The organism is Amycolatopsis sp. NPDC089917 (assembly GCF_040684635.1).
Taxonomy (GTDB): Bacteria; Actinomycetota; Actinomycetes; order Mycobacteriales; family Pseudonocardiaceae; genus Amycolatopsis.
Genome location: NZ_JBFBGL010000071.1, coordinates 1 through 13,071, shown reverse-complemented (window position 1 = coordinate 13,071; position 13,071 = coordinate 1). Strand labels below are relative to the sequence as shown.

At 68.1% G+C, this 13,071-nt stretch carries 14 protein-coding genes; 2 read left to right on the top strand and 12 right to left on the bottom strand.

Annotated elements, in window-relative coordinates; all coding sequences use genetic code 11:
• The first annotated feature begins 12 nt into the window (after positions 1-12).
• Positions 13-486, top strand: a complete 474-nt coding sequence (locus tag AB0N89_RS34660; protein ID WP_125673773.1) for an Lrp/AsnC family transcriptional regulator — start codon at positions 13-15, stop codon at positions 484-486.
• Here the strand turns inward: AB0N89_RS34660 and AB0N89_RS34655 are convergent, their stop codons facing one another.
• The 12 genes from AB0N89_RS34655 to nucS form a co-directional block, all read right to left on the bottom strand.
• Complete coding sequence (locus tag AB0N89_RS34655) at positions 487-1,320, bottom strand: hypothetical protein (protein ID WP_364213775.1); 834 nt, start codon at positions 1,318-1,320, stop codon at positions 487-489. It abuts the gene before it with no gap.
• 10 nt (positions 1,321-1,330) lie between these two features.
• Complete coding sequence (locus tag AB0N89_RS34650; RefSeq protein WP_364213772.1) at positions 1,331-1,696, bottom strand: hypothetical protein; 366 nt, start codon at positions 1,694-1,696, stop codon at positions 1,331-1,333.
• Between the two features lie 129 nt (positions 1,697-1,825).
• A complete protein-coding gene (locus AB0N89_RS34645) occupies positions 1,826-3,601 on the bottom strand; it encodes a 3-hydroxybutyryl-CoA dehydrogenase (RefSeq protein WP_364213769.1) in 1,776 nt (591 codons plus the stop codon).
• A gap of 454 nt (positions 3,602-4,055) precedes the next feature.
• Positions 4,056-4,730, bottom strand: coding sequence for a dihydroxyacetone kinase phosphoryl donor subunit DhaM (dhaM, locus tag AB0N89_RS34640; RefSeq protein ID WP_364213766.1), 675 nt, complete (start codon positions 4,728-4,730; stop codon positions 4,056-4,058).
• Positions 4,727-5,350: a dihydroxyacetone kinase subunit DhaL gene (dhaL, locus tag AB0N89_RS34635; RefSeq protein ID WP_364213763.1), complete on the bottom strand. Its 624-nt coding sequence runs from the start codon at positions 5,348-5,350 to the stop codon at positions 4,727-4,729. The genes dhaM and dhaL overlap by 4 nt, the downstream gene beginning before the upstream one ends.
• A complete protein-coding gene (dhaK, locus tag AB0N89_RS34630; RefSeq protein WP_364213760.1) occupies positions 5,350-6,351 on the bottom strand; it encodes a dihydroxyacetone kinase subunit DhaK in 1,002 nt (333 codons plus the stop codon). The genes dhaL and dhaK overlap by 1 nt, the downstream gene beginning before the upstream one ends.
• A 67-nt stretch (positions 6,352-6,418) precedes the next feature.
• Positions 6,419-7,420, bottom strand: coding sequence for a DUF3558 domain-containing protein (locus tag AB0N89_RS34625; RefSeq protein ID WP_364213757.1), 1,002 nt, complete (start codon positions 7,418-7,420; stop codon positions 6,419-6,421).
• 47 nt (positions 7,421-7,467) lie between these two features.
• Complete coding sequence (locus tag AB0N89_RS34620) at positions 7,468-7,731, bottom strand: hypothetical protein (RefSeq protein WP_364213754.1); 264 nt, start codon at positions 7,729-7,731, stop codon at positions 7,468-7,470.
• A gap of 10 nt (positions 7,732-7,741) precedes the next feature.
• Positions 7,742-9,439, bottom strand: a complete 1,698-nt coding sequence (locus AB0N89_RS34615; RefSeq protein ID WP_364213854.1) for a sodium:solute symporter family protein — start codon at positions 9,437-9,439, stop codon at positions 7,742-7,744.
• 249 nt (positions 9,440-9,688) lie between these two features.
• Positions 9,689-10,465 (bottom strand): hypothetical protein, encoded by a 777-nt coding sequence (locus AB0N89_RS34610; protein WP_364213751.1) that lies wholly within the window; start codon positions 10,463-10,465, stop codon positions 9,689-9,691.
• Positions 10,466-10,509: 44 nt separating this feature from the next.
• Entirely contained in the window at positions 10,510-11,472 is a 963-nt protein-coding gene (locus tag AB0N89_RS34605; RefSeq protein ID WP_364213748.1) for a patatin-like phospholipase family protein, read from the bottom strand.
• A 277-nt stretch (positions 11,473-11,749) separates the two neighbouring features.
• Positions 11,750-12,409 (bottom strand): endonuclease NucS, encoded by a 660-nt coding sequence (gene nucS / locus AB0N89_RS34600; RefSeq protein WP_034308895.1) that lies wholly within the window; start codon positions 12,407-12,409, stop codon positions 11,750-11,752.
• 37 nt (positions 12,410-12,446) lie between these two features.
• Here nucS and AB0N89_RS34595 point away from each other — a divergent pair, with 37 nt between their 5' ends.
• A complete protein-coding gene (locus AB0N89_RS34595) occupies positions 12,447-12,989 on the top strand; it encodes an NUDIX hydrolase (protein ID WP_364213744.1) in 543 nt (180 codons plus the stop codon).
• Positions 12,990-13,071 lie beyond the last annotated feature (82 nt).

The window sequence follows — 13,071 nt, the reverse complement described above, 5'->3', positions numbered from 1 at the left end:
TATCATTCGCCCATGTCGGATTCTGTCGAACTGAGCACGGTCGACCTGCGGATTCTGCGGCTCCTCCAGAACGACGCACGGATCTCGAACAAGGATCTGGCGGCCGAGGTCGGCGTCGCGCCCTCGACCTGCCTCGACCGCGTCAACCGGCTGCGCGAGCTCGGGGTGATCACCGGGCAGCGCGCGGAGGTGGACGCCGCCAAACTCGGCCGCCCGCTCGAAGCCCTCCTGTTCGTCCAGGTCCGTCCGCACCGGCGGGCGCTGGTCGATTCGTTCGTCGAGCATCTGCTCGCCCTGCCCGAGGTCCGCGCCGTCTACCACCTGACCGGCCCGGACGACTTCCTCGCGCATGTCGCCACCGCGTCCGCGACCGAGCTGCAACGGCTGGTGCTCGACGAGCTGACCGCGCGCGACGAGGTCGCCCGGGTGCACACGAACCTGGTCTTCCAGCACTGGAGCGGGGGACCTTTGCTCCCGCCCGCCTGATCAGTCGATGCGGACCTTGACCGGATGCGTGACGTCGGTGGGGCAGGTGAAGATGTTCAGCACCCCCTGCCGGGCGAACGTCCAGCCGGCCGGGTCGTCCTCGGTGACCTCGCAGCCGCAGCCGACCTCGTGTTCCTCCGTGGCCAGCGCGATGGTCTGCCGCAGCTCGGCGCCGCACTCCCGGCAGCCCAGATCGACGCGATCTGTCCCGTACCAGGCCGTCCAGCCGCCGATCTTCGAATAGTGGTCCAGCTCCGGCCAGCCCTCCGGGTCGGCGCTGGCGCCCTCGGGGATGCCGAGCGCGGCACGGGTCTCCGGCGGGAAGTCGCAGAGCCGGGGCAGCTCGTCGATCGAGCACGGCTCGAAGACGCAGGGTTCCGGCAGGTAGGCGGCTTCGGCACCCTCGGGCGCGGGCGGCGGGACCGCGATGTCCCCCACCTCGCCGGAGTCGCGCCAGACCAGCCGGACCGCGGGCCCCCGGTGGTACGGGCTGTCGTGCTCCAGCGGGCAGAACAGGATCTGCAGGACGTCGGTGCCCTCCGGGAACGGCAGCTCCGGGAAGTCGTCGCGGAAGAACTGCGCCGCGCCGACCATCGCCGGGACCGGCTCGTCGAGCGGATGCCCGCCCAGCCACGCGTCGTCGGACGCGTCCGGGTCCGGCGGCCAGGTCACCGGGCATTCCGGCCACGGCTCGTCCGCCGGCCAAAGCAGCGGGCCGCCGAAATGGCTCTCGTCCGGGCGGGGGCGTCCGGGCGCGGGATGCAGCCGGATGGCCGTCCGGACCAGGTCGTTCAGGCCGGGGATGGGCACCCCGTCGTATGTCAGCTGACGCACCCAGGCGAGCTTAGAGGTCCGGCAGCGGATCTTCAGGTTTTGCCGCTTCCCGCATGATCTCCGCGTCGGCGGCGTGGACGACCGGGACGTACTCGTCGTCGATCTCGTAGTCGATGCCATTGAACTTGAACCACGGGACCGTCGCCGTGTCGACCGGTCCGATCCGCTGGTGGCGCAGGCTCGTCGAGACGACGCTCTTCGGCGTCTTCCGGCTCAGGTACCCGGTGGTCAGGATCGTGATCGTCTTGCGGGTGACCGCGAAGAACACGCCGGGATTGGTGCTGCCGAAGACGTCGGCCGGGAACACGTAGTGGATCTCGTCGTCCGGATCGAGGAACTCCGCGATCCGCTTCCTTACCCCCGAAGAAACTGGCATGTCCTCCAAGGTACCGAGCCCTGGTTCCGTGCCGCCGGGACAAGTGTCATGAAAGGGTCGTTCAGGACGAAAAACGTCTTGAACGACCCTTTCATGACATCCGGGACGGCGTCCGCGCGCCAGAGAGACCTACCGGGCCGAGTAGTCCTTGAAGCCCTTCCCCGTCTTCCGGCCCAGCCGCCCGGCGGTCACCAGGTGCTCCAGCAGGGGCGCGGGCGCGAAGCCCTCTTCGCGGAACTCGTTGTACAGCGTCCGCTGGATCGCCAGCGAAACGTCCAGCCCGACGACGTCGAGCAGCTCGAACGGTCCCATCGGCAGCCCGCAGCCCACCTTCATCGCGGTGTCGATGTCGTCGGCCTCCGCGTAGTGCGCTTCGAGCATCTTCACCGCGTCGTTCAGGTACGGGAACAGCAGCGCGTTCACGATGAACCCGGCCCGGTCGCCGCAGTGCACGGGATGCTTGCCCACCGCCGCGCAGACGGCGTCGACGGTCGCGATCACGTCGGGCGTGGTGGCGATGGTCGAGACGACCTCGACGAGTTTCATCACCGGCGCCGGGTTGAAGAAGTGCACGCCGACCACGTCCGAAGGCCGCGAGGTGGCGGCCGCGCATTCGATGACCGGCAGCGAGGACGTGGTCGTCGCCAGGACCGCGCCCGGCTTCACGACGTCGTCGAGCGCGGCGAAGACGGCCTGCTTGACGGCCAGGTCCTCGGCCACCGCTTCGACGACGAGGTCGACGTCGGCCAGTTCGTCGAACTCCACCGCGGGCGAGATCCGACCGAGCGCGGCGGCGGCGTCCTCTTCGGACAGCCTGCCCTTGACGACGGCCTTGTCCAGAGACTTCTTCACCCGCGCGACCGACGCCGCGGCCTTCTCCGCGCTCCGCGCCCGCAGGATGACCTCGTAGCCGCGTTTCGCGAACACCTCGACGATGCCGGTCGCCATCGTCCCGGTCCCGACGACACCGACCTTGCGCACCTCACGCGGCGTCACGGTGTCCACAGTGGACTTCGTGACCGCGTCGGTGACCGTCGGCGAATCGGGTGCGTCGTAGGCGTAGAAGCCCTGTCCCGTCTTCCGGCCGAGCAGCCCGGCGGTGATCATCTGCTTCAGCAGCGGCGCCGGCGCGTGCAGCCGGTTGCGCGACTGGTGGTACATCGTGTCGAGGATCTCGTAAGCCGTGTCCAGCCCGATGAGGTCGAGCAAAGCCAAGGGCCCCATGGGATATCCGCAGCCGAACCGCATCGCCGCGTCGAGGTCCTCACGCGTGGCGTAACGCTGCTCGTACATCCGCACGGCGTGGTTGAGGTACCCGAAGAGCAGGGCGTTCGCGATGAACCCGGCCCGGTCGCCGATCACCACCGGCGTCTTGCCGAGCCGTTCGGCGAACGCGACGACGTCGGTGATGACGTCGGGTTCGGTGACCACGGTGCGGACGATCTCGACCAGCTTGAGGATCGGCGCCGGGTTGAAGAAGTGCATCCCGACGACCTTGCCCGGCCGCGCCGTGTGCACGCCGATCTCGGTGATCGACAGCGAAGAGGTGTTGGACACGAAGATCGTGTCCGGTCCGGTGATCTTGTCCAGCTCGGCGAAAACGTCGGATTTCGCTTCGAGGTTCTCCGGGATCGCCTCGATCACCAGGTCCACATCGGACAGTTCGCCCAGTGACGTGGTGTAGCGGATCCGGCCCAGCAGCGCGTCGCGGCCGGCGGCGTCGAGCTTGCCGCCGGACACCGCCCGTTCGGTCGAATGCTCCAGATGTCCCCGGCCCCGGTGCACGCCGTCGTCGTCGATCTCGACCGCGACGACGGACACACCACTCCTCGCGAGCACCTCGGCGATCCCGGCGCCCATGGTGCCGAGACCGATGACTCCCACACTCGAGATTTCCCGCGCCACAACCGGCCTCCGGAGGTTACTCGCTGGTAGTTTCTCCGATCGTGCCACGCCGGGGCGCGGAAAGCAGCCGCTGTCACCCTCCGAATCGAGTAAGTGTCACTCGCGTCCCGTCGGAACAGGCCGACGTCCTGAAGTCGGTGAGGGCTTTCGCCTCGGCGAGGACGAGACGGCTCGCGGGATGTCGCGAAAGCCACTTTCGGGACGTCAGGTGTCCCGAAAGTGGCTTTCGCGACACCTGGGCGCTGCCTACGCTGCCCGGCGGGAACCGGTGTCGTGAAAGCCACTTTCGGGACCTTCAACGTCTCCAAAGTGGCTTTCGCGACACCCAGGCGAGAACGGTGCCACCCCGGCCGTAAGTGTCACTCAAGTAAGAGGGCCGAAGGGCGCCTTCCCCGCATGCCATGCGAGGAAGGCGCCCTTCACCACGTAAGACGAGGGGAAAGTCCCCTTCGGCTCACTCCCCGAAGTTCTGGTCGACGAGGTCCTTGACCTTCGTGAGTGCTTCTTCGGCCTGCGCGCCCTTGGCCCGGACCTCGATCCGGTCACCCTGGCGGGCGCCGAGCGCCATCAGCGCCAGCACGCTGTTCGCGTCCGCGGTCTCCTCGCCGAGCCGCACGGTGACCTCCGCGTCCAGCCCGGCGATGCTCCGGACCAGGACGGCGGCGGGCCGCGCGTGCAGTCCGACGTCGTTCCGCAGTGTGAGTTCGACACTGCTCTCGCCGTCCTGCACGCCGTCGTCCAACGTCAGATCCGGCGGAGCACCCGCCGACGCGGCGGCTTCGGAGACGGCCTGGCGGTCCGCCCCGCCCTGAGCCGCGACGGCGGCGGCGATCGCGCCCTCGACGAGCGGCGCGTCCACGACGACGGCGGCCGACGGGTCGGCGAGCGATTCGACGGCCAGTTCCGCGGTCATCTGCGCGCTGCCGAGGTCGTACAGCAGGACGACGCCCGCACCCGAGTCGGCGCGCTGCGTCGCGGCGACGACCTCGTCGTAATCCGTTCCGATCCCGCCCTCGGCCAGGCCGCCCGCCGCCACGATGGTGACGTCCGGCGCCATCTGGGCGGCGAGTTCCGCGAGTCCTTCGGCGATTTTGGCGCTGTGGGAGACGAGCACGATTCCGACGCTCACCGGGCGGCCTCCGCGAACGCGCGCAGCAGCAGCGCCGTCGAACGGGCGCCTGGGTCCATATGCCCCTTCGCGCGCTCGCCGAGGTACGACGCCCTACCCTTGCGCGGTACGAGATCCACAGTGGACTCGGCGCCCTTGTCCGCGGCGTCCGCGGCGGCGGCCAGGATCGCCGCGATGTCCGATCCGGCGGCCCCTTCGGCGGCTGAGACGGCGGGGATGAGCGCGTCGACCATGGTCGCGTCTCCCCCGACGGCCTTGCCGCGCGCCTGCACTCCTTCGAGGGCGGCGCGCAGGGCCTCGACGAGCAGCGGACCGTCCACTTCGGCCGCGTCGCCCAGTTTGACCGACGCCCGCAGGAAGGCCGTGCCGTACAGCGGGCCCGCCGCGCCGCCGACCTTCGAGATCAACGTCGTGGCGGCGAGTTTCGCGACCGCGGCGGGGGTTTCGGGGGTCGCGGTGTCCAATGCGGACACGATGGCGGTGAACCCGCGGTCCAGGTTCTCGCCGTGGTCGGCGTCGCCGATCGCGCGGTCGAGGTCGACCAGCTCGGCGCGATGCTCGGCGATCACCGCGGCCGCCGCCCGCAAGGCGGCGGCGAGCGTGTCGGCGGTGCAGGCCATCAGACTCCCCACCTCAGTGCCGGGGTGTTCACCGGCGCGTCCCACAACTCGGTCAGCTCGTCGTCCAGTTTCAGCAAAGTCAGGCTCATCCCCTGCATCTCGAGGCTGGTGATGTACGGCCCCACCAGGCGCCGTTCGACCACGATCCCACGCTCGGCCAGCAGCCGCTCGGCGATCCCGTGGGCGAGATACAGCTCGACCAGAGGGGTGCCGCCCATCGAGTTCGTGAACAGCAGGACCTTGTCGCCCTCGCCGAACGGCAGGTCCGTGACGATCGCGTCGACCATGCGGGCGACGAGTTCGTCGGCCGTCACCACGGCCGTCCGTTCGATGCCGGGTTCGCCGTGGATGCCGATGCCGAACTCGATCTCGTCGTCGGCGAGGTCGAAACTCGGCTCGCCCGCGTGCGGCACGGTCGGCGCGGTGAGCGCGACACCGATCGAGCGGACCTGGCCGATCACCTTGCGCGCCAAGGCCTCCACCGCGTCGAGCGCGTCACCCCGTTCGGCGGCGGCGCCGGTGATCTTCTCCAGCAGCACCGTGCCGCCGACTCCGCGGCGACCGGCGGTGTACGTCGAGTCCTTGACCGCGACGTCGTCGTCGATGACCACGCTGCGGACGTCGAGTCCCTCGGCGGCGGCGAGTTCTCCGGCGGTCTCGAAGTTGAGCACGTCGCCGGTGTAGTTCTTGACGATCAGCAGCGCGCCCGCCTCACCCGTGGTGGCCTTGACCGCCGCTTCGACGGCGTCCGGCGTCGGGGAGGTGAACACCGCTCCCGGGACGGCGGCCGCCAGCATGCCCCGGCCGACGAAGCCGCCGTGCAGCGGTTCGTGCCCGGAGCCGCCACCGGAGATCACCGCGACCTTGCCCGCGACGGGCGCGTCCGCACGCACCACGATCGCCGGGTCGTCCTCCACGCGCAGGACGTCCGCGTGCGCCGCGGCGAGCCCGCGCAAGGATTCCGCGACCACCGTTTTCGGGTCGTTGATGATCTTCTTCAAGGTGGCCTCCGGCCGTCGGCGGGTGGGGTGTCCCCTTCCTACCTCTCCCGGCCGGATGCCGCCAGCGTCAGGGCTTCGGCAGCTTGGAGATCACCGATTTGGCGATCTTCCCCGCCTTCTCACAGGACGCCGCTTCGTCCTTCTTCTCGTCGTAGTTCTGGTAGATCACGCTGGCGATCTCGACCGTGTCGTCCACCCACGGCCGCTGCTGCCACTCCATCTTGCACTCGGCGGAACTGCCGACGCCCGCCTTCTGGTAGACGGTGGTGCCCCCGAGGTCGACCTTCTTGGTCCCGTCGCGTTCCTGCGGCGGCAGGCCGTAGCGGAAGCCGATCGAGATCCGCGGACTGGAACCCGGGGACCAGTCGCAGGAGTGGAAGGTGGTCAGCGAGGTCGCGCCGTGCGGCACGACCTCGGTGAGGACGGCCGTGTCCGCGATGGCGCACGGGTCGACCGCGGTCAGCGTGCCCGCCGCGGAGGGGTACTTCGCCGGGGACGCGTGCAGGCTCTTCACGGCTTTCGCCGCCACCGCGCGGCCGGTCGCGCACGGGTCGCCGCCGTCGTAGGTGACCGAGAAGTTCATCCCGCGCTCGGGCTTGCGCAGTGTCATGACACCGACGTCGCAGGTCTTGCCGTCCTTGCCCTTCCGCTCGACCTGCGGCAGCCCCTCGACCACCGAAATGACCGCGCCGCCGTTGTCGTTCAGGTAGGTCGAGGCGCCGATGTCGACACTGACCGAGAGCTGCTTGCCACCGGCGTCGGTGACCTTCGCGCGGCAGGAGCCGAACGAGGTGAGCGACGGCCGCGGGTCCTCCGGGGCGCCGAGGTCGCTCAGCGCTTCTTTGCCCACCAGCGGGCACGGGTCGATCGTGCGCATCACCGCGGGCGTGACCGCCGGGTCGTTGATGTCCCCGCTCGGCACCTCACCACCGGAACCGGCTTCGGCGGCGACGGTGGTGCGGGCGAAGTTGGACTTGCCGAGGTTCTGACCGCAGGCCGACACCGCGCCGAGCGCGGCGACCAGGGCCAGCGCGGACGCGATCCGGCGACGTCGAGCGTTGAGCAGCACGAAGTGCACGGTAGCCGGACCGCCCCGACGCTGTCCGGACAACCCGGCTATTCGCCGTCCCCGCCCTCTGCCGACGGCGGCACGACGATGGGCCGCAGCTTCGCCCACAGCACGAAGAGCGCCGCGAACACCAGCATGCCGATGCCCGCCCACAGGTTGATCCTGACGCCGGCGGCCTTGGCGAGCTCCTCCTCGGTGGTGAAGCCGATGCCCATGATCGTGAGCACCAGCCCGTAGCCGCCGATGAGCAGCGCGATGATCAGCCGGATGTCGAAGACGCCGGCCTTCTTGGGAGCTTGGGACGCAGCCATCTCCGGCCTCCTAGAAGATGATGTTGAGCACGATGGTCAGGATCAGCACGATGCCCGCGAGCAGGCCCGGCTTGCGGTACCAGCCCGCGTCGTCGCCGGTCTCGTCGTGCTTCAGCGACTCCTTCGGGGTGAGGGAGTAGACGAGCCCGACCAGTTGCGACTCCGGCTTCGGCGCGGTGGCCAGCGAGACCCCGACGCTGACCGCGATGTCGACGACGAACGCCGTACCGGCGGCCACGAAGCTGATGCCCTGTCCGGTGAGCCCGAGCACCCCGGCCTGCGACAGCAGCCACACGGTGATCGCGGACGCGGTACCGGCGACGAGGCCGACCCAGCCCGCCGTCGGCGTCATCCGCTTCCAGAACATGCCGAGGATGAAGGTGGCGAACAGCGGCGCGTTGAAGAAGGAGAACAGGTCCTGCAGGTAGGTCAGGATGTTCCCGGAGTTCGACGCGATGAACGCGGTACCGATCGCCAGCACGGTGCCCGCCGCGGTGACCACGCGGCCGAGACGGAGGTAGTAGCCGTCCGACTCGTTCTTCTTCACGTACGACTGCCAGATGTCGTAGGTGAACACGGTGTTGAACGAGCTGAGGTTCGCGGCCATGCCCGCCATGAACGAGGCGAGGAGACCGGCGATCGCGACGCCGAGCATGCCGTTGGGCAGCAGGTCGCGCATCAACAGCAGGATCGCGTTGTTCGCGGTGACGCCGCTGGGCGCGTCGCCGCCGTCGAGCAGGACCTGCTTGTCCTGGACGTACTCGGACACGGTGACCGCGGCAATCATGCCGGGGATGATCACGATGAACGGGATCAGCATCTTCGGGAAGGCACCGATGATCGGCGTCCTCCGCGCGGCCGACATGCTCTTCGACGCCATCGCGCGCTGGACCTCGACGAAGTTCGTCGTCCAGTAACCGAACGAGAGCACGAAACCGAGACCGAAGACGAGGCCGAGGATCGAGAGGAAGCTGTTGCCGAACCCGGTGAGGTTGTCACCCGGCCAGGAGGACAGCTGCGCCTCGCCGCCGGGGTCCGCGCTGAGCTTGTCGACCAGGCCCTGCCAGCCGCCGACCTTGACCAGGCCGACGATGGTCAGCGGCAGCAGCGCCGCGACGATCACGAAGAACTGCAGGACCTCGTTGTAGATCGCGGCGGACAGGCCGCCGAGCGCGGTGTAGGAGAGCACGACCACGGCCGCGACGAGGATCGACACCCACAGCGGCCAGCCCAGCAGCAGGTTCACCACGCTGGCGAGCAGGAACAGGTTCGCGCCGGCGATGAGGATCTGCGCGCTCGCGAAGCTGATGCCGTTGACCAGGTGGGCGGGTTTGCCGAACCGGCGGAGCATGAACTCCGGGACACTGCGGACCTTCGAGCCGTAGTAGAACGGCATCATCACGATGCCGAGGAACAGCATCGCCGGGATCGCGCCGATCCAGAAGTAGTGGACGGTCGGCAGGCCGTAGAGCACGCCGTTGGCCGACATGCCCATGATCTCGACCGCGCCGAGGTTCGCCGAGATGAACGCGAGACCGGTGACCCAGGCGGGCAGCGAGCGGCCGGAGAGGAAGAAGTCGAGGCTGCTCGAGACCGACTTCCGCGCCATGTACCCGATGCCGAGCACCAGCGCGAAATAGAAGGCGAGCAGGACGTAGTCGATTGGACTTGCGTCGAGTCGCAGGTTCGCATCGGCCAGTACGTGCAACCGACCCACCTCCATAGTGAAAATGTCCACGAGAAACGCCGGTATCGCGTCAATCGCGGACCATACTGCATGGATTCAGGAACGGCAGTGCGGGTGGGTGACGTGAGCCCGGAAGTGTCCGTTCGGGCAGTTTTCTGACAATTCCTGTCCGGTTATCGCGAGCCCGTTCGCCACGGCCGGGGCCGGAAGGCACACCGGAAAAGGGTCGCTCCGTCTCCGGAACGACCCTTTCCCGTGACCGGCGGGGGGTTACCGGTCCGTGGGCAGGCCTACTTCGCCGTCCTCCTTGATCAACCGGGCGAGGACGTCGTCCGGCAGGAACGTGCGATGCGGGTAGCCCGGGCCCCAGGAGTTGAGGAACGGCACGGCGCCGAGCTCGTCGGCGCGCGGGTTGCCGAGGACCTCGTGCACCTCGTCGACCGTCTTCGCCCAGCGATAGGCCTGGATGCCGTTCTTCACGTCGGGCGTGTACGCGGCCCTCTTGACGTGATCGTCGTCGGCGTAGCTCTCGGACCACGGAACGTGTCCCAGCTCCAGCAGCACCTCGGCCGCCGCGCGGACGGACGTGCCGTTGTTGTCACCGGGATTGGTCTCGTCCCATTCGTCGCGCAGCTTCGACTGGTCCCACAGCCACCGCGCGGCGTAGAGGTCGCCGTTGAACAACGTCATGCAGCGCGACCAGCCGAAGCCGACGCAAGCGCCTTCGCTGCCCTGGTCGTAGAAGGCGTATTGCTTGTCGCCGTCGGTCGATTCACCGGGTTCGAGGCAGACACAATGGCCGCCGCGGATCCGGGTGAGCGTTTTCGCGCCGCCCTTCGCGACGAAGAACTCGCCGGACTTCTCGTCCTTCTCCGGTACGTCGAATTCCTTGTACCAGTTGACACCGATGACCACCGGCGACCGGGTCGGCCGGTCCTGGGTGGCCAGCGCGGTCAGCGGATAGCGCTCGACGTGGCGCCAGTCGTCCGGGACGAACCGGCCGAGGCGGCCGTCCGCGGGGTCACTGCCGATCGGGCGATAACCCATGGGATCCTCCTATCCCTCGTCCCACCGGAATACCGCCGGCGAGTTCACTGCGGCACAATCTTTTCCAGGAACCTCCGCGCGGCCTCCCGCCCGTTTTCGAAGAGGCGCTTCCTCTCCTCTTCGCCGAGCCCGAAGTCGACGGCGGAAACCCCGCTCGTGTCGACGTACACCGTCCGCCGGTTCACACCCTCCTCGTGCAACCGGTAACGATTCCAGTCCGAAAGCAGGGTTTCGAGCGAACCGATGGCGATCCGCAACGCGCTCTTCACCGGTTTGTCCCTGCCGCCCGCCGGTTCGCCGGAAAGCTTCACTCCCCAGGTGGGCCAGCGCGGCTCCTTCTTGTCGGTCCGGTCGAAGACGGTGATGGGGAAGTTCGACAGCAGTCCGCCGTCGACCCAGGTGACCGTGCCCTCGGGGCGGACGTCGAACTGCACCGGCCGGAAATAGAACGGGATGGACATCGACGCGCGGACCGCGTCGACGATCTTCTCTTCTCCGGGATCGCGTCCGTACTGGGAATAATCCCAAGGAAGCCGGACCAGGACGCGGCGGGTGAGGTCGCTGACGTGGACGACGAGGGAATACCGTTGGTATGGAGCCAAAGTACCTTCGGGATCGTCGATGGCGAGATCGGCGAAAGTGTGCACGCCGACCTCGTCCAGCAACGGCGCGAGCCATTCGGCGAGATAGTCGCCGGTGTGTATTCCGTCGTGCAGGAGCAGGTCGACGCCGTCGCCGACCGGGCCGGTGATCCGGTCGAACAGGGACCGATCCCGGAACCGGCGGCAGTCCATGTCGTTCATCACCGCTTCCAGGCCGCCGAGGTCCTTCCCGGCTTTCTGATAAGCGGCGACCAGCGTCGCGACGATCGCGCCCGCGCTCGTCCCGGCGATCCGGGGGAACGAATAACCGGCGTCGTGCAACTCCAGCACGGCTCCCAGCAATCCGATACCTTTGACGCCGCCGCCTTCCAGCACCAGATCCACGCGCTTCGAAGAACCAGCCATGGCACATCACCCCTGGACCCGCGACCGCCGTATGTCGGCGATACCCCTCGCGGAAATCGAGTGTGACACAACGCGAGACCGGCCAATCCGGCGTTCACCCGAATGACCCGGAAACAGCTGGTTCTTTTGCAGGACGAGTCGAGTTCGTTAATTTCCCGCCGCACTTCGGGGCATTCTGTGGTGCGAGAAAGAATGCAGATACAAAACCGAGGACTCGATTGGATATCGGCTGTTCACCGGCGAAGGGGCCGACGCGACCACTTGCGACAAGATTCGCTCAGAAGAGGCGGAACTCGTCCGACTCGATGCCGCGCAGCGCGTCGTAGTCCAGCGTCAGGCACCGGATGCCCCGGTCCTCGGCCAGCACCCGCGCCTGCGGCTTGATGATCTGCGCCGCGAAGACGCCCTGCACCGGCGCCAGCAGCGGGTCGCGGTTGAGCAGTTCGAGGTACCGGGTCAGCTGCTCGACGCCGTCGATCTCACCGCGTCGCTTGATCTCGACGGCGACGCTGGCCCCGTCGGCGTCGCGGGCCATGATGTCGACCGGTCCGATCGCGGTCGGGAACTCCCGCCGCACCAGGGTGTAGCCGTCACCGAGGGTCTTGATGTGCTCGGCGAGCAGTTCCTGCAGGTGCGCCTCGACGCCGTCCTTCTGCAAGCCGGGCTCCGCGCCGAGTTCCTGGGCGTGGTCGTGGAAGATCTCGTCGATCGTGATGACGAGCTTCTCCCCTTGCTTGTTCTCGACGATCCACAGCTTGCCGTCCTCGATCAGCCAGCACGGCGGGCTCATCCAGTTCAGCGGCTTGTAGGCGCGGTCGTCCGAGTGCACGGACACCGAGCCGTCGGCCTTCACGAGCAACAGCCGCGTGGCCATCGGCAGATGGGCGGTCAGACGGCCGGCGTAGTCGACCTGGCAGCGAGCGATCACTAGGCGCACCCCGCGAGGGTAGGACAAGCGCGGCGATACTGTGCGCATGGACCCCGTTCAGCGTGTCAGCTCCCGCGAGGTGTACCGGAACAACTGGATGACCGTGCGCGAAGACGCCGTCCGGCGGCTCGACGGTTCCGAAGGGATCTACGCGGTCGTCGACAAACCGACCTGCGCGGTCGTCATCCCTTTCGACGGCGCCCGGTTTCACCTGGTCGAGCAGTTCCGCTATCCGCTCGGTCTGCGGCGCTGGGAGTTCCCGATGGGCACCGCTCCCGATCTGGCCGACGTCCCGCCGCCCGAACTCGCCGCCCGCGAGCTGCGCGAGGAGACCGGGCTGATCGCGGGCTCGATGACCGACCTCGGCGTGACCGACGTCGCCGCCGGCATGTCGAGCCAGCGCGGACGCGTGTTCCTGGCCACCGATCTCACGCAGGGTGACGTCCAGCGCGAGCTCGAAGAGCAGGACATGCGGACGACGTGGTTCGAGCGCGGCGAGTTCGAGAAGATGATCGCCTCGGGTGACATCACGGACGCGCAGACGCTGGCGGCCTACGCCCTGCTGCTCATGCGTGAACGTAGGTCATGAAAGGGTCGTTCAGGACGAAAAACGTCCTGAACGACCCTTTCATGACATATTGTGCCAGCGCGGCACATCGGAAGAGCACACC